Raw genomic sequence first — 23469 nt, forward strand, 5'->3', positions numbered from 1 at the left:
GTCAGCCGGCCAGCATCTGGGCGAACTCGGCCGGGTCGATGATCGGGATGCCCAGCTTGGCGGCCTTGGTGGCCTTGGCCGTCGTGGTCTCGGACGTGACCAGCGCCGTCGTGGTGGCCGAGACGCTGCCGCTGGCCCGGCCGCCGAGCTGCTCGATGCGCTCGCTGACCGTGGTGCGCGTGTAGCCCGGGACGCTGCCGCTGACCACGTACGTCCGGCCCTCGAAGGGTTTCTCGCCCTCGGTCTCGGGGACGCTCATGGTGACGCCGGCCGCGGCCAGGCGGTCGATGACGCCGGACATGGCGGTGAGGCCGTCGACGACGTGCTGCGCCTTGATCAGGCCCATCTTGTCGATCTCGGCGATCTCCTCGACCGTGGCCGCGCGCAGCGCCTCCATGGTCTTGAAGCGGGCGGCCAGCCACCGGCCGACGCTGCGGCCGGTCATCCGGATGCCCAAACCGGTGATGACCCGGTTGAACGGCTGGGACTTGCTGTGCTCGAGCGACGCGACGACCTTGGCCGCGTTCAGCTTGCCGAGCAGTACCACACCACCGGCCTTGGTGTTGCCGACCGGCAGCTCGGCCAGCTGCTCCTCGGTGAGCGAATAGAGATCGGCCACGTCGGTCGCGAGCCCGGCGTTGACCAGGGCGACGCAGAGCGCCTCGCCCGCGCCCTCGACGTCCATGGCCTCGCGGCTGCACCAATATTCCAGCGCGTTGGTGGCGCTGCACGAGGCGGTGTGGCAGCGCCAGAGCAAGCTCGACTTGTCCCAGGGCTCGCCGCACTGCGGGCACGTCTCGGGCGGCGCCCACGGGGTGAGGCCGTGCGGCTGCTCGCCGATGGGCGCGGTGACCCGCGGGATGACGTCGCCGGCCCGCCACACGGCCACGGTCTGCCCGATGGCCAGGCCCTGCTCCTCGACGAATTTCGGGTTGTGCAGCGTGGCGTAGGTGATCGTGGTGCCGTCGACGAAGACCGGGTCGAGCACGGCCCGCAGCGAGATGCGCCCCGTACGCCCGACCCGCACCTCGATGTCGCGCAGCACGGTGGAGCCCGTGTCGGCCGGATATTTGAAGGCGGCCGCCCAGTACGGCGTACGGCTGCCGGAACCGAGCCGCCGCCGTGTCGCCTCGAGATCGGCCGTCAGCACCGCCCCGTCGATCGGGAACTCCAGGCCCCGGCGCAGCTCACCGATGCGCGCGACGGCGGCCAGCGCGGCCTCCGCGTCCCCGGCGACCTGGACCTCACCGGTGGCCAGCCGCCCGGCGACCTGGAAGCCGAGCTCGACGGCGCGCGCCATGCGTTCCTGGTGAGAGGCGAAATCGCCGGAGATGTCGTACGCCGCGAAAGTCATCGGCGCCTCATAGTTGCGATCGGCGGCCCGGATCGACCCGGCCACCGCCCCGCGCGAGTTGATGAAGGCCTTGCCGCCGGCGGCCACCCGGTTGGCGCTGGCCGCCTCGAAGTCGGCGACGGTCATGTAGACCTCACCGCGGATCTCACCCGTCCACGCACTGTCGAGCCGCCCCGGCAGCCCGGCGATGCCCCGCAGCACCTGGCCGGTGACATTTTCACCGGTGCTGCCGTCACCGCGCAGCGCGGCCAGGACCAGGCGCCCCGACTCGTAGGCGACCCGGATCGCCAGCCCGTCGAGCTTGACCTCGACCAGGCAGGGATCACCGCCGAGGCTCGCGACGAACGCCCGCACCTCGTCCTCACCGGTGACCTTGCCGAGCGACATCATCGGCTCCGGATGGCGGACGTCGCCACCACCGGACACCCCCGCCGCGACCCGCGTGGTGACCCCGCGGTCGTCCCACTCGGGATGCGCCCGCTTGGCCGCGGTGATCCGGTCGAGCAGCGCGTCGTAGTCGGCGTCGGTCATCAGCACGTCACCGGTGTCGTAATACGACTTGGCGGCGGTCTGCGCCTGCTCGACAGCAGCGGCGAAGTCGGCTTCGCTGAGGGCGGTCTCCGTCATGCCGACAACCTACGTCCCGGGTACGACATTTTCGGCTCTTGTGATCGATGTGTGGGTGGTTTCGGGGTCATCGGTCAGGTAGCTCTGGTCGGTGACCGCCGAGGGTGAGCATGGCCAGGGCGATGATCGCGTGGGCTGAGTGGAAGCCGAAGCCTCGGCGGATGATGAGCCGGATCTTGGTGTTCGTTGATTCGACCAGGGCGTTGGACAGCCGGTTGGTGATGGTCGCGATGATCGCGTCGCGGTCACGGGTGATGCTTCGGGCGAGTTTGACGAACTGAGCAAGCCGGCAGCGGCGTGCCCAGCTGATCCACCGGTCGAGGGCTTCGACTGCTTCGCCGGGATCGCGGTGGGCGATCGCGAAGACGGTGCGCAGTCCTTCTTTCAACGCCCAAGCGCGGTGCAGGGCGGGGTGGGTCTTAGCGATCCAGGCCAACTGTTCGTGCTGGCGTTCGGTTAGGTTTTCGGGGTTCTTCCAGAGCGCCCAGCGGGCGCGTTTAAGGGTTTTCACGTCACCGCGCGGGCGGTGGTTGCGGTTGTTGGCGCGGGTAGTGCCCCGTGCGTGGCCACGGGCTTGGTTCCACACGGTGCGGCGTTGTTCGTCGAGGGCATCGGTGGCCCAGGCGACCACGTGGAACGGGTCCGCGCAGCGGATCGCTCGCGGGCAGTGTTCCGTGACGGCTTCGCGGATCCAGCCGGCGGCGTCACTGGAGATGTGGGTGATCGCCGCGCAGCGCTCGGGCCCGAGCCGGGTGAAGAAGGCGGCCAGGGCTGCCTTGTCCGCGCCGGGCGCGGCCCAGACCAGGCGACCGGTGTCGTGGTCGACGACCACGGTCAGGTATTTATAGCCTTTGCGGTAGGAGATCTCGTCGACGCCGATACGTTTCAGTCCGTCGAGTAGATCGACCTGCCGCTCGGTGTCGGCCCAGACCCGGCTGATGACCGCGCCGACGGTGCGCCAGGCGATCCGCATCAACTGGGTGACAGCGCTCTTGGCGCAGGTCGTGGCGAGCCAGGCCACGCTCTGGTCGAAGCTGAGGGTGTGCCCGGCCCCGTGCCGAGCCCAGGGCACCGCGGCGACCACCACGCCATGCTCCGGACACGAGACTCGCGGCGCGTCCGCTTCGACGTAGGCGACGGTCGTGCCCAGGTCCAATGCCCGCCACCGACGCCGGCCCGAGCCCTGGTCATAGCCAGGACACCGGCGCCGGCACAGCCCGCACCGGCGTCGCTGACCTCGAGCCGGACGGACCGCCGCAACGAGGATGTCCTGCTGCTCGTCGAACTCGACACGCTCAACGACTGCTTTCCGAAGTCCGAGCAGCCGAGCCCATACCCTGGTATTACGCACGCCGTTGTCCCGCTATCTACCGTTCTGACCTTCGACAAGCCAGAACCTAAGCGGGACAACGGCGTGCGCTGTCGTTACTGCCTGAAACCACCCACACAAGCGTCAGTAGAACCACATTTTCCCGGCCGCGTCAGTACGTGGCGCGGCCGCCGCTAATGTCGTAGACGGCGCCCGTCGAGAAGCTGACCTTGTCGGAGACGAGCCAGGCGATCAGCTCGGCCACCTCCTCGGGGCGGCCCACCCGCTTCATCGGGATCAGGCCGGTGATGTGGGCCAGCGCCTCAGGGCTGGTGTCGGCGTTCATCGGGGTCTCGATCACGGCCGGCGCGATGGCATTGGCCAGCACCCCGCTGGTGGCCAGCTCCTTGCCGAGCGACTTGGTCAGCGCGATGACCGCCGCCTTGGAGGCCGAGTAAGGCGACATGTTCGGGTTGCCGTCCTTGCCGGCCATGCTGGCGATGTTGACGATCCGGCCCCAGCCGCGCTCCCGCATGCCGGGCACGAAGGCGTGGCAGGTGTTGAAGGTGCCGTGCACGTTGACCGCGAAGGTCCGGTCCCACCCGGCCCGGTCGATCTCCCACAGCGGCGCGTTCGGGCCGACGACGCCGGCCGAGTTGATCAGAATGTCGACCGGGCCGATCTCGGCCGCGGCCGCGTGGACGGCCGCCGAGTCGCTGACGTCGACGCGCAGGTCGGCCCCGCCGGCCAGGTCGAGGGTGATCACCCGGACCCCGTCGGCGGTCAGCCTGGCGGCGGCCGCGGCGCCCAGACCGCTGCGGCCACCGGTGATGACGGCGATGCGTTCGTTGCTCATGGATCCGATATAGCATCCCGAACATGGTCGATCGTGTCCTGGCGGCGCTGGACCGGGCCGCTCCGGGAACCGTCCGCAGCCGTGCCACCGACCGGCTCGGCATGGCCCACGACGCCTCCCACTACCTGCTCACCCCGCAGGCTGTTCTCGTTCCCCGCGACGCCGATCAGGTCGCCGCGCTCGTCCGGACGGCCGCCGGTCTCGGTCTGGGCGTGACGTTCCGCTCGGGCGGCACCAGCCTCAGCGGGCAGGCCGGCACAGATCAACTGCTTGCTGATGTACGGCGTCACTTCCGCGCCATCGAAGTCCTCGACAACGGCGAGCGCGTCCGGGTCCAGCCCGGCGCGGTGCTGCGCCAGGTCAACGCGCGCCTGGCCCCATACGGCCGCAAGCTCGGCCCCGACCCGGCCAGCGAATCGGCCTGCACCGTCGGTGGCGTCATCGCCAACAACTCCAGCGGCATGACCTGCGGCACCCACGCCAACACCTACCGCACCCTGGAATCGATGACCGTCGTGCTGCCCAGCGGCACCATCATCGACACCGCCGCCCCCGATGCCGACGAACGCCTGCGCGCCCTCGAACCACACCTCGCCGAGGGCCTGCCGCGGCTGCGCGATCGGGTGCGGGCCAACGCCGATTCCGTACGCCGGATCGGCGAGCAGTACGCCATGAAGAACACCATGGGGTACGGCCTCAACAGCTTCCTCGACCACGACCGCCCGGCCGAACTCCTCGCCCACCTGATCATCGGCAGCGAGGGCACCCTCGGTTTCGTCGCCGAGGCCGTCTTCCGCACCGTCCCCGTGCACCCGGCCGCCACCACCGGGCTGGTCCTGTTCCCCAGCCTGCACGAGGCCATGGACGCCATGCCCGGCCTGGTCGCCGCCGGTCCGGCCGCCGTCGAACTGCTCGACGCGGAATCGCTGCGCGTCGCTCAGCTGGACCCCGGCGCCGACGAGGCGCTGCGTCACCTGGCTGTCGACCGCCAGGCCGCCCTCCTGGTGGAGTGGCAGGAGCCGGACCCGGCCGCCCTGGACGAGCGCGAAGAGCAGGCGCGCCGGCTGTTCCCCGGCGCCCGGCTCAGCCGCGACCCGGCCGGGCGGGCCGCGCTCTGGCACATCCGCAAGGGCCTGTACGCCACGGTCGCCGGCAACCGGCCCACCGGCAGCGTCGCCCTGCTCGAAGACGTCGCCGTGCCGGTGCCCGCCCTGGCCGGACTCTGCGACGACCTCGACGAGCTGTTCACCCGCTACGACTACGAGCGCAGCGTCATCTTCGGCCACGCCAAGGACGGCAACCTGCACTTCATGCTCAACGAACGGTTCGGCGCCGGCGACCAGGTCCAGCGCTACGCCGACTTCACCGAGGACATGGTCACCGCCGTCCTGGCCCGCGGCGGCACCCTCAAGGCCGAGCACGGCACCGGCCGGGTGATGGCCCCGTTCGTGCGCCGCCAGTTCGGCGACGAGCTGTACGAGGTGATGCGCGAGGTCAAACGGCTCTGCGACCCGGCCGGCACCCTCAACCCCGGCGTGCTGCTCACCGAGGACCCCCAGGCCCACCTGCGCCACCTCAAGCCCGTCGTCACCGTCGAACCCGAAGTCGACCGCTGCGTCGAATGCGGCTACTGCGAACCGGTCTGCCCCAGCCGCGACCTGACCACCACACCCCGGCAGCGCATCGTGCTGCGCCGCGAGATCGCCGCCGCCCACGCCGACGGCCGCACCGACCTGGCCCGCGAGCTCGAAGCCGAATACCGCTACGACGCGGTCGACACCTGCGCCGTCGACGGCATGTGCGCCACGGCGTGCCCTGTGCTGATCAACACCGGCGACCTGACCAAGCGCCTGCGGGCTCTCTCTCACGGCCGCGCCGCCCAGAAGGCCTGGAGCACCGCCGCCCGCCATTGGGACGCCACGACGCGAGCCATGAACCTGGCCCTCGACACCGCCGCCGTCATTCCGGCTGCGCTTCCGGAAAAGGCCACCCGCGCCGCCCGTACAGTCGCAAGCATCCCCGGCTGGAGCCGCGACCTGCCCCGCGGAGGCGCCCGCCGACGGGCGAAGCCCGCGGCCGGCGCCGACGCCGTCTATCTGCCGTCGTGCCTCAACACCATGTTCGCCCCGGCACCCGGCAGCCCGGGCGTGATGGCGGCCATGCTCGCGCTGGCCGAGCGGGCCGGCGTCCGCCTGCACGTCCCCGAGGGCATCGGCGACCTGTGCTGCGGCACGCCGTGGTCGTCCAAGGGCCTCACCGACGGCTACGAGGTGATGCGCGACCGCGTGCGCGCGGCCGTCGACGGCACCCGGGTCCCGATCGTCGTGGACGCGGCCTCCTGCACCGAGGGCCTGCTCCGCCTCGCGGGCGAGGCACCGGTGGTCGACGCGGTCGCCTTCACCGCCGACCGGATCCTGCCGAGCCTCACCATCGTGCGCCGGCTCCCGTCACTGGCCTTGCACCCCACCTGCTCATCCGTCCGGTTGGGCCTCGACGGGCCGATCACCCGGATAGCCACAGCCATAGCCGACCGCGTCGAGGTGCCGGAGGGCTGGCAGTGCTGCGCTTTCGCCGGCGACCGGGGAATGCTGCACCCCGAGCTGACCGCCTCGGCCACCGCAGCCGAGGCGAGAACGGTGATCGCCGCCGATCACACCGCTCACGCCTCGGTGAACCGCACCTGCGAGATCGGCCTCACCCGGGCCACCGGCCATCCCTACCACCACTTGATCGAGCTGCTGGACGCCGTCACCACGCCTGAAGCCCGGAGAGAGCCCCGGCGACGGCGAGGTTGAGGCGGGGCAGCTGGTGCAGGCGCGTGTCGCCGAAGGCGCGGTCGAGCGCGGCCGGATCGAGCAAGGCGGACCGCAGCACCTCGATGGCCGCCTCGTCGTCGCGCGAGGCGGGGGCGAGCGCGGCGCACACCGGAGCATGTCCAGCAGCTCTCGGCCGCCACCTGCCGGGCCGTACGCGTGGAAGGCCCGATCCCAGCTGGTCACCACGGAAGGTTACGACTAAGCCGGACCGGCCGGGGTATCCGGCGGTTCATGGATGATCGGATCTTGGATCCGTGGGGTGTGCGGACGCCCTATGGGCCAGGGCGCGAATGGCCGGTACGGGTCGATGAGCACGTCACCGTGGACGCGGTGGCGCGGTGGGTGCCGTCGGCCTCGATTCTGCACTCGAACGGGGACGCGATGGACATCGCCGTCGCCGGTGAGCGGATCGTGGGGGTTCGGGGCCGGGCTGAGGATCGGGTCAACCGGGGGCGGCTCGATCCGAAGGATCTGTACGGGTGGCAGGCCAACAACAGCGCCGACCGGCTCACCCGGCCTCTTGTGCGGGACGGTGGCCGGCTCGTCGAGACCGACTGGGAGACCGCCATGGGGCGGGTCGTCGCCCGGTCGCGGGAGCTGGCCCGTGGGCCCGGCGGGTGGGGGAAGTTCGGGTTCTACACGAGCGGGCAGCTCTTCCTGGAGGAGTACTACGCGCTCGGGGTGATCGGCAAGGCCGGCCTGGGCACGCCGCACATGGACGGGAACACCCGGCTGTGCACGGCCACCGCGGCCGCGGCGCTCAAGGCCAGTTTCGGCACGGACGGGCAGCCGGGCTCCTACGGCGATGTGGACCACTGCGACGCGATCGCCCTGTGGGGGCACAACGTGGCCGCGACGCAGACCGTGCTGTGGATGCGGATGCTCGACCGGCGGCGCGGGCCGAATCCGCCGCGGATGCTGGCCGTCGACCCTCGCCGGACCCCGGTCGCCAAGGAGGCCGACATTCACCTGGCGGTGCGGCCCGGCACCAATGTCGCACTGGTCAACGGGCTGCTTCGGCAGATCATTCACCACGGGTGGTACGACACCTCGTACACCCGGGATCGCACGATCGGTTTCGAGGAGCTGGCGAAGACCGTCGAGGCCTACACGCCGAGTCGCGTGTCCGAGATTTGCGGCGTGGATCCCAGAGATGTGGAAGCCGCGGCCGAACTGCTGGGCACCTCGGAGAGGCTGCTTTCCACCGTGCTGCAAGGGTTCTACCAGTCCAACCAGGCTACGGCGGCCGCCTGCGGGGTCAACAACCTGCACCTGATCCGGGGGATGATCGGCAAGTCGGGCGCCGGAGTGCTCCAGATGAACGGGCAGCCGACGGCCGAGAACACCCGTGAGGCCGGCGGCGACGGCGACCTGCCGGGCTTTCGCTACTGGGACAACCCGGCGCACATCCGCGAGCTGGCCGAGCTGTGGAACGTCGACGCGATGACCATCCCGCACTGGTCGCCGCCCACGCACGCCATGCAGATCTGGCGGTACGCCGAGCAGGGGTCGATCGAGCTGCTCTGGATCAGCGCCACCAATCCGGCCGTCTCGCTGCCCGATCTCGCGCGGATCCGGCGCATCCTGGCGAGGCCGGAGCTGTTCGTCGTCGTACAGGACCTGTTCCTGACCGAGACGGCCGAGCTGGCCGATGTCGTCCTGCCCGCCGCGACGTGGGGTGAGAAGCTGGGCACCTTCACCAACGCCGACCGGACCGTGCACCTGTCGGAGAAGGCCGTCGACCCGCCCGGCGAGGCCCGTTCCGACCTCGACATCTTCCTCGACTACGCGCGCCGCATGGACTTCCGCGACCGCGACGGCCGGCCGCTGATCCCGTGGACGTCGCCGGAGGAGGTCTTCGAGGCGTGGAAGAAGTGCTCGGCGGGGCGGCCGTGCGACTACACGGGCATCACCTACGAGGCGTTACGGGCGGGCGGCATCCAGTGGCCGGTGGGTACGGAACGGCTCTACGCGGACGGTGTCTTCAACACCGATCCGGACTACTGCGAGTCGTACGGCCATGACCTGAACACGGGCGCCGAGTTTACGGCCGGCGACTACAAGGCCAAGCAGCCGGGAAACCGGGCGTTCCTGCACGCCGTGGACTTTCAGCCTTCCCCCGAGACGCCCGGCGACGACTATCCGCTGGCGCTGACGACCGGGCGGACCGTCTACCACTTCCACACGCGGACCAAGACCGCCCGTGCCCCCGAGCTCAACGCGGCCGCCCCCGGCCCCTGGATCGAGCTGCATCCCGACGACGCCGCGCGGCTGGGTGTGGCCGAGGGCGACCAGGTCGCCGTCACGTCACCCCGGGGCGAGATCGTGGTCCCGGTGCGGCTCACCGGCGTACGGCCGGGAACGGTCTTCGTTCCTTTCCACTACGGTCCCCAGGCGGCCAACGAGCTCACGATGACCGCGTGGGATCCCGTCTCCAAACAGCCGCTGTTCAAGGTGGCGGCCGTCCGCGTCGAGCCGAGGGGCTGACCGCCATGCATCTCGCGCACTATCTGGGGCTGCTGCACCGTTCGCAGGTCAACCTGGCCGGCGCCTTCCGGGAGGTCGCCGCCGCACACCGCGACGAGCCGGACATCGAGCACCTGTGCGCTCGGCAGGCCACGATCTGCGAGACCCAGGCGGATCGGTTGCGGCCGTTTGCCGAGAGGTACGCCGAGGAGGCGCCCCGGGAACCGGACCGCCTCCACTCGACGCTGTTCACGGGCACCCGCGAGGGTGGCATCGGGCTCCTACGCGACCTGCAGGACCTCTATCTGATGGCGTCCGAGTGCGACATCTGCTGGACGGTGATCGGCCAGGCCGCGTACGGGGCCCGGGACCGGGAACTGCTCGGCGTCGTGGGCGACAGCGAGGGTGAGACGGCGGTCCAGCTGGCCTGGCTGCGGACCCGCATGAAGCAGGCCGCCCCGCAGGCGCTGGTAGTAGCCGGCTGAGACCCGGCGCACCAGCCGGCCGGCGAACGGGACCACGCCCAGGCACGTCGCGCCGATCGCGGTCAGCACCAGGCCCAGGCCGCCGGTCGCGTCGGCGCCGGCGGTGAGCGCGCCCACCCCCGCGAACGCGCCCACCCACAGCGTGGTCCCGATGGCCGACCAGAGCAGGAAGCGCCGGAACGGCATGCCCACGACACCGGCCACGATCGGCACGACGGCGTGGATGACGGCCACGAACCGCACCGCCACCAGCGCCGGGGCGCCCTTGTCACGCAGGTAGGCCTCGGCCCGGTCGAACCGGTCCTCGCCGATGCGGCGGCCGAGGCGCGTGGCCCGCAGCCGTGGACCGAAGACGCGGCCCACCGCGTACCCCAGGGACTGCCCGGCCAGGGCGCCCAGCGTGCCCACGACGAGCACGGCGGCGAAGCCGGCGGGACCCTGCGGAAGCGAACCGGCCAGCATGACCACCGACTCGCCCGGCACGAGCAGCCCGGCCAGGAACGTCATCTCGACACCGGAGGACAGGAACGTGAACAGCAGCACCGTCCACTGGTCGAGAGTGGACAGCCAGTCGACGAAGGCGGTGGCGGCGTTCGCGAGATCGGTGAGCACGAATTCAGCCTGCCGTCCGGGCCGCCCCGGAGCCTCCGGGCGTTACCCCGAGATAACCCCTAAGAGTTGAGTCGTGATTGTTCGCCGTGTTCGGTGTGCAGTCTCCTGGCCTTGGCGGTCCCGCGTGGTCGCCGCTGGTGCGGAGTCTCATCGGGGGTTGCTGTTGGGCCGGTGGTGACGACTCGTGTTCGCTCGGCAGAGGCTGCCCGTTGCCGGGGAGCTGCCGTACCTGCCGGCGCCGGTGGGGGCGTGCCGGTGGTCGCGGTTGACCTCGCCAGGGCCTCTTGCAGCCCTGCTCTTGCCACCCGGGCGGCGAACGCAGCCCGGAAGTCTTCGTTGATCCGCGCCGTGGCCGGCTGGTGCGGATCGGTCAGCTCGACGCACGCGGCCATCGCCGCGGCGACTTGGTCCCGATCGCCGACCAGCCCGCATGCCGTGCAGCGGTGCACCCGCTGGCAGAGGGGCTTGTTCGCCCGAGCGCCGCACGGACATTGCTGCGACAGTGCCGTTTGCCAGGTCCTCGCTCGGAGCAACTGACCGCCGGTCGCGGCACATTCGAGTTTCAACGCGGCGATGAGCATGCCAGGTGAGAACAGCGCTATCCCGCGGCCCCACATCGCCGCCCAGGCACGGATGTTGGTGTGTTCGACGACCAGCCTGGGCCCGTGCTCGGCGATGATCGCGCGGGCGATCTGCTGTGCCCGAGCGCGTTTCGCCTGCGTGCGCGAACGGCCTGCCGCTGCATTCTCGGCCCTGCGACGATGATAGACGTCGGAGAGCTGGTCGTGCCGGTAAGCTTGTCTCGGTATCCCGGCCGCGTTGGCGACCCGCGGTCCGAGCGGGATCGGCACCTGCCGGGCTACTCCACCCTCGCTCGAGGATCATCAAGTGGGCGTAGTAACGCCATCCGCCATCGGCTTTCGGGTCTTCCACCCGGACCAGGTCGATCTTGTGCCATAGCTGCGGACGGCCAAGAAACCACTCGAGACGTGGCTGTTTCGCCGTGCCTTGCGGCAGCCGGACCGGCAGGACCAGGTCCGGCCTCGGGCCGGCGCCGGGAAACACCACGGTAAGCGGACCTTCATAAGCCCACCAGCCCCGCAGGCCCGGTGGCCGTTGCGGCACCGCGAACGCGGACGGCCGCCGCCTCACAAAGGCAGCACGGTAGGCGGCCAAGGACCCGATCAGACGAAACGTCTCCCAGGTGTTGGCCTTTGTGTGTGAGCGGGCCCGGCCGGGAATCCGGGTCGACGTCCACCACGAGCCGACCCTCGGCCGTCCATGCCGAGTACCGGCGCTATCGACGAACAGGTGACGGTTGACGCTCTGCCACACCTCGTCCGCAAGATGCAACGCGATGGCTTTGCTCAGGTGCCGGCCCAGCCAGCGCGACCGGTCGACATGCGCGGCCGCGGCCCGCGCCAACCCGGTGCGCGACAAGCCGAACAGCGCCCGTGCCTGCTTCGGGCCGTCCTGCGCGGCCCGCAACCGGTGCGCAGACCAGTACGCGTCCACCCACGACCGGGCTTGCCTCTGCAACGCCCGCCGCAACTGCCACGTCGCGGCGAACAGCTTCTCGATACGCCGACGGGTGCAGGCGTCGGTCGTGTCGACCTCGAGCCGAATCACCGCCGCCGACGCATCCTTCGCGCGCCGCCAGTTCGCCTGCTTGGACTTGCCACGGGTACGGCGGACGGAGCCGGTTTCCGCCATCTCGCACCCCCACCCGACCGAACATCTGTTCGAAGGTGAGCCTATCCCCTCACGCGGCCAATGGCGACCACGAATCGATCCACAACCATTGCATCGAACAGCTACCACTCGACTCTCAGGCCTCGCTCGACGATCAGGTCAAAGACCGGCCGCAATCGGCTCTACCGTCGACGGCATGGACGCCATCATCGCGCGCCGGCTCCGGCGGCACCATCTGATCGGACCGGCCTCGTCGCCCGCGGAGGCGGTCGCCGGCATATGTGGCGCCCACTGTCAGATCCAGAGCGCGGCCGAGGTGTCGGTGGCCATGCGGGTCGAAGGAGGGACCCAGGCGAGCGTGCGGCGGGCCCTGACCGAGGAGAAGACCCTGGTCAAGACGTTCGGACCGCGCGGAACGGTCCATCTGCTGCCGTCGGCCGACCTGGCCATGTGGGCGGGCGCACGGTCGGCGCTGCCCGCGGAGCGGAGCCCGTTCGCCGCCGGCGTCCGCATGTCCGCCGCGCAGACCGACCAGGTCGTTGGCGCTGCCGACGAAGCGCTGCGCTCGGCGCCCGACGGTCTGACCGTGGACGAGCTCACCACCGAGATCGTGGCGCGGGTGGGCTCGTGGGCCGGCGATCCGGTGATGCCGGCCTTCCAGACGTTCTGGGCCCGGTGGCGCCAGGCCGTCGCGACCGCCGCCGACCGCGGGGTGCTGTGCTTCGGCCTGCCCCGGGGCCGCAACGTCACGTACACGAGCCCCTCGCTCTGGATCCCGGGTTTCCGCCCCATGCCGCCCGGCGAAGCCGTCCAGGCGCTGGTCCAGCACTACCTCCAGTCGTACGGACCGGCCACGCCGGCCCATATGGCGCGGTGGCTGGGCGCTCCCCCGGCCTGGATGGCCGCCCGGTTCACCGGCATGACCGAGCTTGAGGAGGGCTTCGTCGTGCCGGGCGACGAATCCTTCCCTCCGGCCGACGGCGGCGGCGTGCGCCTCCTGCCTTATTTCGACGCGTACGGCGTCGGGTCGCACCCGCGAGACCGCATCTTCCCCGGTCGCGCCGCCACCCGAGCTCTCAACCGGGGCCAGGCCGGCAACTACCCCCTCCTGCTGATCGACGGCCTCGCCGCGGGCGTCTGGCACTCCCGCCGTTCCGGCCGCCGCCTCGCCGTCACCGTCGAGCCCTTGGACACGCTGAGCCGCGCCCGGTTGGCCGACCTGGACGATCAGGTGGCATCGCTGGGCCGCATCCTGGACGTCTCGGCGACCCTGACCGTCGGTAAGGTGACCGCCGGTCCGCACGCGTGACCGCGATTCAGCCGGCGGTGGCGACTCCGCGGGCGACCTCCGGCGCGACGGCGAGCAGGCCGCGCACGGGTATCAGCCAGTCGCCCTGCGCGAGGGCGGCCGCCATGAGCTGCCTCGCCCGTTTGGGGCGGCCGTTCCGGTGGCAGCCGATCGCGAGGGTGGTGAGCGCCTGGCTCCGGCCGGTGGGCCCGGTGATGCGCTCCACGACCTTCAGCGCCTCGTCGGGGCGCCCGCCCGTCTCCGCCATCACCGCGACCACCCGGGCCAGGGCGTCGTCGCGATAGTCGCTCTCGGCCGGGGCCAGCAGGTTCCAGCGTTCGCGGCGCGGGCCGGGCAGCGTGATCGACTCGGCGACGCGCAGCGCGGCGTCGAGGTGGCCGTGCTCGGCCAGGCGTTGCGCCAGGTGGGCCCAGCAGCCCTGGCTCAGGCCGGGATCCTCGCCGGCCAGTTGCTCGGCGCGTTCGGCCCGGCCCAGCCGCAGGAAGGCGTCGATGCCGAGCAGGAGGGGCTCGGGAAGCATGAACGCGGCGTCCTCACCGCCGGCCCGGGCAACGGCGACGGCGGCCCCGACCGAACGCTCGACCATCTCGGCGTCGCCGAGCGCCGCCCACGCGGTGATCAGCCGGCTGTGGGCCGTGCAGGCCGGCCACGGCGCGGTGATCGTGGCGGCGAGACCGGCGGCGGTCCGGGCCTGAGCGGCGCCGTCGGCCGCCGACATGGCGCCGTCGGGCACGGTCAGTGACACCAACTCGGCGCGGAAGACCGCGCGCTGCCAGCTGTGGGGCAGACGTTGCTCGATGAACGGAACCCGGCCGACGTGGCCGGCGGCGACCGCGACCGCCGCCAGCGCCGCCGCGGTCTCGGCGAGCTGAACGTCCTGCGTGGGCTGGATCATCGCCGTCGCACCGGCGACGAGCCGATCGGCATGGTCGGCGTCACCGTCGTCCAGATATCCCCGGGCGAGGGTGGCCAGGGCCGCCACGCGGGCATCGGAGCTGGCCGCCCGTCCGGCCACACGCGCGGCCAGGGCGAGGTCACCGCCACGGGTCAGCACCCGCGTGACTTCTTGCAGGACGTCGCCCTGCACCTGTTCGGCGAGCCGGGCCGCGATCTCGCCGGCGCCGTTCTCCGCGGCGAGCACCGCCGTGTGGCCGAGCACTTCGGCCCGGATGTCGTCGTCGAGGCGGCGGGCGAGACTCTCCGCCTCGGTGAAGTCGCCGAGCTCGGCCCGGGCGAGAGCGAGCAGTGCCCGGTCCCCTTCCTCGTGATCGGGATCGATCGTCGCCCGGGAGGCGGTCTCGGCCATCTCAGCGACCCGCAGGGCCTCGGTGACATCGCTGGCGGCGGCGAGGATCCACGCGGCCCGTGCGAGCAGTTCGGCGGCGCCGTCGAGGTCCTCGGGGTCCACGTCGTCCGGGTCGAAGTCGGGTTCGTCGATGTCGTACTCGGTGCCGGTGAGCCGCCGGTTCGCCGCGTACAGGGCCGCACGCCGGGCCACCTGTGGCCTTTTCTCCCGTACGGCGATCTCACCGAGGGTCAATGCGACCTCCGCCTGCTCTGCCGGATCGTCGAGCAGTTCGGCGCCGAGCATGGTGGCCGGTTCGTGGCCGCCGAGGGCGATGTTCGAGACCACCGAAGCGAGCCGCCCTTCCGGCACGAGTCGCAGGGATCGCTCGATCAGCGCACGATCGGCGGTGCGCCCGACGACGATCGCGAGCCGCACCTGGCTCTCGTCGCCGGCACGAGCGGCCATGCGCTCGGCGTCCTCGACGATCCGCCGTCCTCGCGGGTCGCCGAGGACGATGAGCTTCGCTCCGATCATTCCCAGCGTCCGGACCCGGTCGCCGGAGTCGGTCAGCGTGCCGGCGAGATCGAGGGCCCGGCCGGTCCATCCCGCATCGGCCAGCAGATCGCAGAGGGTCACGAGAAGGCCGCGACGGCCGAGGGCGCGGGCCAGTTCCTCCGCCGCGTCGAACGCCTCGCCGTCCACGTAGATCTTCAAGACCGTTCCGCAATCCTCGACGGGACCGCGCATGAGCGACAGCGCCTCACGGGCGTCGTCGTGCCGGCCGGCGCGTGCGAGGCAGCGGGCCGCGCTCGCCAGCACGTCCTCGCTGACGTGCGGTGCCGCGGCGGCGATGGCCAGGACGTGACGGTGGAGGTCCGGGCTCAGCGGGCGCCCGTCCGCGTCGGCGATGGCCAGGTGGGCCATCGCCCGCAGATTCTCGTCCACGATCGCGCCGGCGACCTCCTCGGCGGCGGCCACCCGGCCGTCCTCGGCCAGCCCCTCCACGACCTGGTAGAGAGCGCCGTCCCGGGCCTCCGGGTGCCCGATCGTCAGGGCGAAGGCGAACCCCCGTTTCCGGCAGTACCGGATGACGACCTCCGGTCCCTCCTCGCACGTCTGGAATGCCATCTCGATCAGCAGGTCGGCCTTCTCCTCGAAGCCGGCCGCGAGGGTCGCGAGGGCCACCTCCAGCATGGCCCACGCTCGTCCGGCGTCCTCCATCCTGTACGCCTCGAAGGCGGCCGCGTCGAATCGGCGTGCTTCCAGCAGGGCCCTCACGATCGACTGCTGCATCTCGGCTCGCTGCGGGCTCGGCTCGAGCGCGTCCACCAACGCCGAGGCCCGCTCGGGACGGCCGAGCAGGGCCCACACGGCCGCGAGCTTCGACGGCATGTGCAGGTTGGGTGACGTCAGCTCCCATCTGGCCCGGGCCAGCCGGGCGGCGCTGTCGAGATCCGGTTCGCGCACCTGGCACCAGAGGTTCTGGCCGGCGGCGATCTCGGCCAGGGCCGGCCCGTCACCGCCCAGCCGCCACCGCATGCGGGCGCGCCGGCCGGCGTCGAGGGCGAGCTCGGTGAGCGGTTCGAGCTCGCCCCGGTCGGCGAGCAGCTTCCCGTGGCGGGCGAGAAGAAAGAACGGGGTCTCGGCGGGCCACCGGCGTTCCCGGTAGGAGCCGGACCAGTCGCCGATCCGCCCTCGATAGCGGGCGATCCGGGCCTCGCCGAGCGCGTCGCTGGCCTGCTGCCGCAGCGATTCGTGGCTGAACGCGAAGGCCTGGCCGCCGTCCGGGCGAACGGTCACCACCAGGGTGCGGACACCCACGTTGACGACGGCCTCCTCCACTCTGATCGCCTCGGTGTCGACGAGCTCCGCGATCTCGTCCATGCTGATGTCGCCCTCGGAGGCCACGACGAAGCCGAGCACGTCCGGCGCGAGCGAGCCGCTGTCCAGCAGCGTGATGAGTTCCAGCCGCGCCGCCCGGTGCAGGACCGCGGCCTGGGCCGACGGGGCCAGCCGGCGCCGCGGGCAGGTCAGGGCCGGATGATCGAAGACGTCGGCCGGAAGGTTGAACTGGTGGCGGCCGGCGAGGACGACCCGCAGCGCCGGATGTGAGATGGCCGGGAGGAGCCGCACGATGCTCGGCAGTTGCGTGGCCCGGCTACGGCTCTGATCCTCGTCGATGCCGTCCACGACCAGCACCAGCCGCCGCCCGGCGGCCTGCGCCCGGTCGAGCGCCTCGGTGAGCAGCGCGGCCCGCTCGAGATGCAGCAGGGCCGGTTCGCTGACACCGGACGCGGTCGCCGACAGATGGGTGATCAGCTGGGCGCGCAGGATCGTCTCGAACGCCGTGCTGTCGTTCCAGTACGACTGACCGGCGCGGATGAAGAAGTGCAGGACGTCGACGCCGTCCGGCGGGTTAAGGACGAATGTCGCGAGCAGCGCGGTCTTTCCCGACCACGGCTCGCCCTCCCACCACACGTACGGCTCGTCGCCGAAGCAGAAGTCCCGCAGCTCGGCCAGTTCCGCGTCCCGGCCCTCCAGCACCTCCGGCGCTAGCTCGCGCGCGTGTTCGAGCAGCGCCTCGGGGCGGACCGCGACGCCCTCCGCGCCGAAGAAGTTGGTCTGGTGGTTGCCGGTGCCCACCTGGACGCCGCGGCTGTCGGAGATCGTAGGTTCCGTCACGCAGTCACCTCTTCGGCACGCTGGGCTACCACGACACGTATATCAACGCCGTGCGCGGCATCCCTCGGCCGAACGGGTCAGGCCGGTTCCCCTTTGGGCCTGAGGACGCTCGCCGGGCACGGCCCGTCGGGGTCGACCGCGTGGGAGATGCGGTCGCTGGCCGCGCGGAGCTGGCGCTGCTGGGCCTTGGTCAGCGGGTCGAAGACCAGCCGGCGGACCTCCTCGACGTGACCCGGAGCGGTGGCCACCACCTTGTCCCAGCCCTCGTCGGTCAGGGTGGCCAGCGTGTAGCGGCCGTCGGCCGGGTCGGGGTGGCGGCGGATCCAGCCCCGTTTCTCGAGGCGGCTCACGACCTGGGAGAGGCGGGGCAGGGAGCCCTCGGCGAACTCGGCCAGCACGCTCATCCGCAGGGTGCGCCCCTCGGACATGGAGAGGCCGGCCAGCACCTGATATTCGAAGTGGTTCAGCCCGGCGTCACGCTGCAACTGCGCGTCGAGGGCGGCGGGCAGCCGGGTCAGCAGCGTGCCGATCGCGAACCACGTCCGGCTCTCCTCGTCGTCGAGCCAGCGCGGCTCCGGCGGTTCTCCCATGACCATGAGCATAGCCATCCCATGACTTGCATGTTGAAGTCATGAGGCCCTACGGTTCAGTTCACGCTTTAACTGAAGGGACTCTCGTGAACGTCTTTCTGTGGATCGTCGCGGCCGTGCTCGCGGTCGCGTTCCTGGGCGCCGGCGTGATGAAGCTGCTCCAGCCGAAGGAGAAGCTGGTCGCCTCGGGCATGGGCTGGGCGAGCGACTGGCCGGCCGGTGCGATCAAGCTGATCGGCGCCGTGGAGGTGCTGGCCGCGATCGGGCTGATCCTGCCCTGGGCGCTCGACATCGCGCCGGTGCTGACGCCGCTGGCCGCCGTCGGCCTGGCCGTAGTAATGATCGGGGCGATCGTGGTGCACCTGCGCCGCAGGGAGCCGCAGATGGCGGCGGCCAACGCGGTGCTGCTGATCCTGGCCGTCATCGTCGCCGCCGGGCGGTTCTAATTCCTACTTAGCAGGTCTAGCATGTGGGAAACAGGTGTAATGCGGATCACGTAGATCTTCTGCCGGATGATCAACCGGCGTAGGTTTCCGGCGTCCGATCTGCATACGCCTGTATACCGACACCCGGTGGAGACCTGATAGCCATGCACAGCCCGATCACCCGCCGTCGCGCCCTGTCCTTGTTCGGTGCCGCCTCCGTGGCGCTCGCCGCGGCCGCCTGCGGAGCGAAGGACGACGAGCCGGCCGCGTCGTCGAGCGGCACGTCGCTGCAGAAGGTCAAGGTCTCCCTCGACTGGACGCCGAACACCAACCACACCGGCCTCTACGTGGCCCAGGCCAAGGGCTACTTCGCCGCCAACGGCCTGGACGTCGAGATCGTGCAGCCCGGCGACACCGACCCGTCGGCGCTGGTCGCGGCGGGCAAGCTCGAGTTCGCGATCAGCGCCCAGGAGGCACTGACCCAGGCCCGCGCCGAGGACGCCCCGATCGTCTCGATCGCCGCGATCATCCAGCACAACACGTCCGGCTTCGGCTCGCCGAAGGACCGCAACCTCACCCGCCCGTCGCAGTACGCCGGCAAGACGTACGGCGGATACGGCGGCCCGGTCGAGGAACCACTGCTCAAGACGATCGTCAAGGCCGACGGCGGCGACCCGTCCAAGGTCAAGGTCGTCAACGTGGGCGAGGCCGACTTCTTCGCGGCCACCAAGAAGGGGATCGACCTCGAGTGGATCTTCTACGGCTGGACGGGCATCGAGGCCGAACTGCGCAACGAGCCGGTCAACATCCAGTACGTCAAGGACTACTCCCCCGTCCTCGACTTCTACACCCCGATCCTGATCACCAGCGAGAAGCAGATCTCGTCGAATCCGGACGTGGTGAAGTCGTTCCTGGCCGCCACCTCCCAGGGTTACGGCTACGCCGCCGACAACCCGGCCGACGCCGCCGCCATCCTGCTCAAGGCCGCCCCCGACCTGGACAAGGACCTCGTCACCAAGAGCCAGGAGTGGCTCAGCCCCAAGTACAAGGACGACGCCGCCCGCTGGGGTGAGCAGAAGCCGGCCGTCTGGACCGATTTCGCCCAGTGGCTGTACGACCAGAAGGTCCTCACCAAGCAGGTCGACGCGACCAAGGCCTTCACCAACGACTTCCTCCCCTCGGCATGAGGCGCTGGCTCCCTCCCACCCTCACCGTCGCCGGGCTCCTGATCCTCTGGCAGGTCTACACGAGCGTCTCGGGCATCGAGTCGTGGCTGCTGCCGAGCCCCAAGGACATCGGGGACGCGTTCGTCGACCAACGGGACGTCCTGGCCACCCACACGCTCGCCACGACTGAGCTCACCCTGCTCGGATTCGCCGCCGGTGTGGCCACCGGCTTGCTCGTGGCGGTTCTGCTTCATCTGATTCCGGGTGTACGGGCGGCCGTCTACCCGCTTCTCGTCATCAGCCAGAACGTGCCGACCATCGCGATCGCCCCGCTGCTGGTGGTCTGGCTCGGGTTCGGCATCGCCCCCAAGCTCGTCGTGATCGTGCTGGTCTGCTTCTTCCCGGTCGCGGTGGCCACGCTCGACGGGCTCGGCCGCAGCGACGCCGCGATCAACGACTACATGCTGATGAGCGGGGCCAACCGCCGGCAACTGTTCACCAAGCTCCAGTGGCCGGCCGCGCTGCCGGCCATGTTCTCCGGCCTGAAGATCGCCGCCACCTACAGCGTGCTCGGCGCGATCATCGCCGAGTGGCTGGGCAGCGAGGAGGGAATCGGCCGCTACATGATCGCCCAGAAGTCGGCGTTCCGGGCCGACCGGCTCTTCGTGGCCATCGCGATCATCGTGGTGCTCGCCCTCGCCATCTTCGGCCTGGTCCGCCTGGCCGAGAAGCTCACGATCAGGGGGAGGTCCAGTGGCCGCTCTTGAAGTGTCCGACCTGTCGCACAGCTTCGACTCTCTGCCCGTTTTATCGGATATTTCGCTTAAAGTCTTACCCGGCGAGTTCGTCTCCATCGTCGGCCCTTCGGGCAGCGGCAAGAGCACGCTGTTCCACCTGGTCGGCGGCCTGCTCAAGCCGACCTCCGGGAAGATCACCATCGGTGGTGAGGACGCCGTCGGCCGCCGCGGCCTGATCGGATATATGCCGCAGGCGCCGGCGCTCATGCCCTGGCGCACGATCGAGGACAACGTCGTGCTCGCTCGCGAGCTTGGAGGCGTACGAAAGAAAGAAGCTCGTGGTCTGGCCCGGGAGTGGCTGGGCAAGGTCGGCCTGGAGGGCTTCGCCAAGTCGTACCCCCATCAGCTGTCGGGTGGCATGCAGCAGCGGGTCGCGTTCCTGCGGGCGCTGCTGGCCGATCGGGAGCTCATCTGCCTGGACGAGCCGTTCAGCGCCCTCGACGCCATGCTGCGGGCCGAGATGCACCGTTGGCTGCTCGACATCTGGGAGCAGAACCGCCGCTCGATCCTGTTCGTGACGCACAGCATCGAGGAGGCTTTGTTGCTCTCCGACAGCGTGTACGTCTTCACGCGCCGCCCGGCCACGGTCCTGGAACGTGTCGAGGTGCCCTTCGACCGCCCGCGTCGCGACGAGGTCGTCGACGATCCCACCTTCATCCGCCTGCGCCGCCGGCTGACCGACCTGTTGACTGCGAGTCCCCGATGACCCACCTGCGCGTGATGCTCGAGTACTTCCACCCGTGGACGAACGCCGCCGGCTTCTACGTGGCGAGCCGCGAGGGCTGGTACGCCGACGCCGGCCTGGACGTGGAGCTGACCGTCTTCGACGCCCTGCGCGGCGACACCCTGGAGCACCTGGCAAGGGGCGAGGTCCACTTCGGCGTCTTCCCGACGAACAGGCTCCTGGTACGCCGGGCGGCCGGCCAGCCGGTGCGCGGGGTGGCATCGATCAACCATCAGGCCATGGAGACCATCCAGACGGTAAAGGGCCGGGGCATCACCCGCCCCCGCGACCTGGAGGGCAAACGCCTGGCCCTGAATCCCACCCCTCGCGGCGTGGCGATGGTGAACCACCTGGTGGCGGCCGACGGCGGAAACCCGTCCCTGGTCCACCTGGTGGACAGCGGCCACCGGGAGCTGAGCGCCGACGACATAGCGGCCGGCGAGGTGGACGCCACCTTCGGCGGCTACTGGGCGTGGGACGCGCTGATGGCGAACCTGCCGGAGGACCAGCGCATCGTGTGGCCGGTCGACGAGATCGGCGCGCCGCCGTACCACAGCTACCTGCTGGGAACGGGCCCCGCGCTGGACGGCCGCGACGACCTGGTGGCCACGTTCCTGGAGGTCACGGAGCGCGGTTACCGGGCCGCCACGGACAACCCGGCGGAGACGTTGCGCATCCTCGACCACGTCATCCCGTACTTCCCCCGGGCGCTGCTGGCCCGCTCCCTGGAACTGATCGCCCCGACGTGGTGGCACGAGGGCCGATGGGGCGAGATCCGCCCCGAGCTGATGAACCCGTACACCGACTGGCTGGCCGCCGCCGGCATCCTCCCACCCACGTTCGACTGGCGCTCCGCGATCACCGAGATCCCCCGGACGGTGCCGAGATGACGGGCCCGCTGATCACAGCGGAGGAACTGGCCGTACGGGACGACAGCCCCCTCATCCTCGACGCCACGGTAGACCTCCCCGCAGCCGAATTCGACGGCGACCACAGGGCGAGATCGGGCTGGTCAGGCTGGCAGAAGGCGCACATCCCCGGCTCCCACCACGCCGACTTGCTGACCACTTTCAGCGACGCCCGGGCCCCCTACCACTTCGCCCGTCCCACCCCCGAGGCTTTGGCCGACGCCCTGTCCGACTTGGGTTTGACCGACAACACTTCCGTAGTCGTGTACGACCGCGCCGGCGGCATATGGGCCGCCCGCCTCTGGTACCTCCTCGACTGGATAGGAATCCCCACCCAGGTCTTGGACGGCGGCCTACCCGCTTGGCAGGCCGCCGGCTTCCCGATCGCCTCAACCACCGCCACAGCCCACATCGAGCCCGCCCCGGCCACTGCGCAGTCCGCCCCGGCCACCACCGCGAGGGCGGGTGGGCTCACCCCGCGGCCGAAGGACGGGCGCTGGATCACGCGGGCCGACCTGGAGACCTGGCTCGCCGGCGACACCGAGGCCTCGGTGCAGTGCGCGCTCAACCCGGAGGCGTTCCGCGGCGAGGTCCCCACCCGCTACTCCCGGCGCGGCCACCTGCCCGGAAGCGGCAACCTCCCCGCCCGCCTGCTGAACGCCCCCGACGGCCGCCTGCTCCCACCCGCCCAGCTCAAGCCCGTACTGAGCGAATTGCTGAACGACCCCCGCCCGCTATGGCTCTACTGCGGCGGCGGCATCTCAGCCGCCGGTTTGGCACTCGCCCTGGCCGTAGCCGGCCGCAACGACGTGGCCCTCTACGACGGCTCACTGGAGGAGTGGTCCGCCGACCCGTCCCTCCCCCTCACCGTCGGCCCCGAGCCCACCGAGCGGCCCGGCAACACCGCGCGGCCAAGCGACACCCCGCGGCCGAGCTATTCCATCACCCCGAGCGGGGCCGTGCGGTTGAGTGGTGCTGTTCGGGAGCTGATCGATCGGCCTGAGTTCGCGGTGCTGGCCACGGCTGAGCCGGATGGATCGTCGCAGCTCAGCGTCATGTGGGTGGGGCGTGACGGGGACAATCTGGTCATGGCAACCAAGGACGGCCGCCGCAAGGTTCGCAACATCCGCCGGGACTCGCGGGTCACCGTGCTGGTCTACGACCGGCAGCGGCCTACCCGCTACGTCGAGATCCGTGGCCGGGCCACGGTCGTCGGCGAAGGTGGTGCGGCGCTGGTGAACGAGCTCGCCCGCCGCTACACCGGCCGGGATCACGTCATAGGCGACCCCGCCGAGGAAGCCGACCGCGTGGTCCTACGGATCGTGCCCGACCGCGTCGTCGACCAGCTATGACGGGCCGGGAG

17 protein-coding genes are annotated in these 23469 nt (G+C 70.8%); 9 read left to right on the plus strand and 8 right to left on the minus strand.

All coding sequences use genetic code 11. The annotated features are described in order from the left end of the window. Position 1: 1 nt before the first annotated feature. The 3 genes from ligA to ACQP2X_RS27845 form a co-directional block, all read right to left on the minus strand. Positions 2-1981 carry an NAD-dependent DNA ligase LigA gene (gene ligA, locus ACQP2X_RS27835; RefSeq protein ID WP_498686810.1) on the minus strand — a complete coding sequence of 660 codons (1980 nt, stop codon included), beginning with the start codon at positions 1979-1981 and terminating at the stop codon, positions 2-4. Positions 1982-2048: 67 nt separating this feature from the next. Continuing rightward, a complete protein-coding gene (locus ACQP2X_RS27840; RefSeq protein ID WP_498686812.1) occupies positions 2049-3332 on the minus strand; it encodes an ISL3 family transposase in 1284 nt (427 codons plus the stop codon). 130 nt (positions 3333-3462) lie between these two features. Then, positions 3463-4146: an SDR family NAD(P)-dependent oxidoreductase gene (locus tag ACQP2X_RS27845; RefSeq protein ID WP_498686814.1), complete on the minus strand. Its 684-nt coding sequence runs from the start codon at positions 4144-4146 to the stop codon at positions 3463-3465. Between the two features lie 23 nt (positions 4147-4169). Here ACQP2X_RS27845 and ACQP2X_RS27850 point away from each other — a divergent pair, with 23 nt between their 5' ends. Next, complete coding sequence (locus tag ACQP2X_RS27850; protein WP_498686816.1) at positions 4170-6941, plus strand: FAD-binding and (Fe-S)-binding domain-containing protein; 2772 nt, start codon at positions 4170-4172, stop codon at positions 6939-6941. On the opposite strand, the gene ACQP2X_RS27855 is transcribed toward ACQP2X_RS27850, so the two are convergent. Further along, on the minus strand, positions 6895-7071 hold the full coding sequence (locus ACQP2X_RS27855) for a hypothetical protein (RefSeq protein WP_498686818.1): 177 nt from the start codon (positions 7069-7071) through the stop codon (positions 6895-6897). The genes ACQP2X_RS27850 and ACQP2X_RS27855 overlap by 47 nt on opposite strands. Before the next feature lie 122 nt (positions 7072-7193). On the opposite strand from ACQP2X_RS27855, the gene ACQP2X_RS27860 reads away from it, so the two are divergent. Further along, a complete protein-coding gene (locus ACQP2X_RS27860; protein WP_498686820.1) occupies positions 7194-9449 on the plus strand; it encodes a molybdopterin oxidoreductase family protein in 2256 nt (751 codons plus the stop codon). A gap of 260 nt (positions 9450-9709) precedes the next feature. On the opposite strand, the gene ACQP2X_RS27865 is transcribed toward ACQP2X_RS27860, so the two are convergent. Together ACQP2X_RS27865 and ACQP2X_RS27870 are read right to left on the minus strand one after the other, a co-directional pair. Then, the gene (locus tag ACQP2X_RS27865; protein WP_498686822.1) at positions 9710-10525 is read right to left on the minus strand and encodes a DedA family protein; all 816 of its coding nucleotides are present in this window, start codon (positions 10523-10525) and stop codon (positions 9710-9712) included. A 59-nt stretch (positions 10526-10584) separates the two neighbouring features. Continuing rightward, the gene (locus tag ACQP2X_RS27870) at positions 10585-11376 is read right to left on the minus strand and encodes a zinc ribbon domain-containing protein (protein WP_498686824.1); all 792 of its coding nucleotides are present in this window, start codon (positions 11374-11376) and stop codon (positions 10585-10587) included. 1037 nt (positions 11377-12413) lie between these two features. Between ACQP2X_RS27870 and ACQP2X_RS27875 the strand changes: the two genes are divergently transcribed. Beyond that, on the plus strand, positions 12414-13526 hold the full coding sequence (locus tag ACQP2X_RS27875; protein WP_498686825.1) for a winged helix DNA-binding domain-containing protein: 1113 nt from the start codon (positions 12414-12416) through the stop codon (positions 13524-13526). A 7-nt stretch (positions 13527-13533) separates the two neighbouring features. Here ACQP2X_RS27875 and ACQP2X_RS27880 read toward each other — a convergent pair whose 3' ends face one another. After that, positions 13534-17496 carry a P-loop domain-containing protein gene (locus tag ACQP2X_RS27880; protein WP_498686826.1) on the minus strand — a complete coding sequence of 1321 codons (3963 nt, stop codon included), beginning with the start codon at positions 17494-17496 and terminating at the stop codon, positions 13534-13536. A gap of 77 nt (positions 17497-17573) precedes the next feature. Next, the gene (locus ACQP2X_RS27885; RefSeq protein ID WP_498686827.1) at positions 17574-18086 is read right to left on the minus strand and encodes a MarR family winged helix-turn-helix transcriptional regulator; all 513 of its coding nucleotides are present in this window, start codon (positions 18084-18086) and stop codon (positions 17574-17576) included. Positions 18087-18172: 86 nt separating this feature from the next. On the opposite strand from ACQP2X_RS27885, the gene ACQP2X_RS27890 reads away from it, so the two are divergent. From ACQP2X_RS27890 to ACQP2X_RS27915, 6 genes are all read left to right on the plus strand, one after another. Then, on the plus strand, positions 18173-18532 hold the full coding sequence (locus tag ACQP2X_RS27890) for a DoxX family protein (RefSeq protein ID WP_498686828.1): 360 nt from the start codon (positions 18173-18175) through the stop codon (positions 18530-18532). Between the two features lie 143 nt (positions 18533-18675). Continuing rightward, on the plus strand, positions 18676-19698 hold the full coding sequence (locus tag ACQP2X_RS27895) for an ABC transporter substrate-binding protein (RefSeq protein WP_498686829.1): 1023 nt from the start codon (positions 18676-18678) through the stop codon (positions 19696-19698). Further along, positions 19695-20444, plus strand: coding sequence for an ABC transporter permease (locus ACQP2X_RS27900; protein WP_498686830.1), 750 nt, complete (start codon positions 19695-19697; stop codon positions 20442-20444). Before ACQP2X_RS27895 ends, ACQP2X_RS27900 begins: the two co-directional genes overlap by 4 nt. Continuing rightward, the gene (locus ACQP2X_RS27905; protein ID WP_498686831.1) at positions 20431-21180 is read left to right on the plus strand and encodes an ABC transporter ATP-binding protein; all 750 of its coding nucleotides are present in this window, start codon (positions 20431-20433) and stop codon (positions 21178-21180) included. Before ACQP2X_RS27900 ends, ACQP2X_RS27905 begins: the two co-directional genes overlap by 14 nt. Then, a complete protein-coding gene (locus ACQP2X_RS27910; RefSeq protein ID WP_498686832.1) occupies positions 21177-22088 on the plus strand; it encodes an ABC transporter substrate-binding protein in 912 nt (303 codons plus the stop codon). Before ACQP2X_RS27905 ends, ACQP2X_RS27910 begins: the two co-directional genes overlap by 4 nt. Beyond that, a complete protein-coding gene (locus tag ACQP2X_RS27915; RefSeq protein ID WP_498686834.1) occupies positions 22085-23458 on the plus strand; it encodes a TIGR03618 family F420-dependent PPOX class oxidoreductase in 1374 nt (457 codons plus the stop codon). Before ACQP2X_RS27910 ends, ACQP2X_RS27915 begins: the two co-directional genes overlap by 4 nt. Positions 23459-23469 lie beyond the last annotated feature (11 nt).

The organism is Actinoplanes sp. CA-131856, assembly GCF_050956135.1.
Taxonomy (GTDB): Bacteria; Actinomycetota; Actinomycetes; order Mycobacteriales; family Micromonosporaceae; genus Actinoplanes.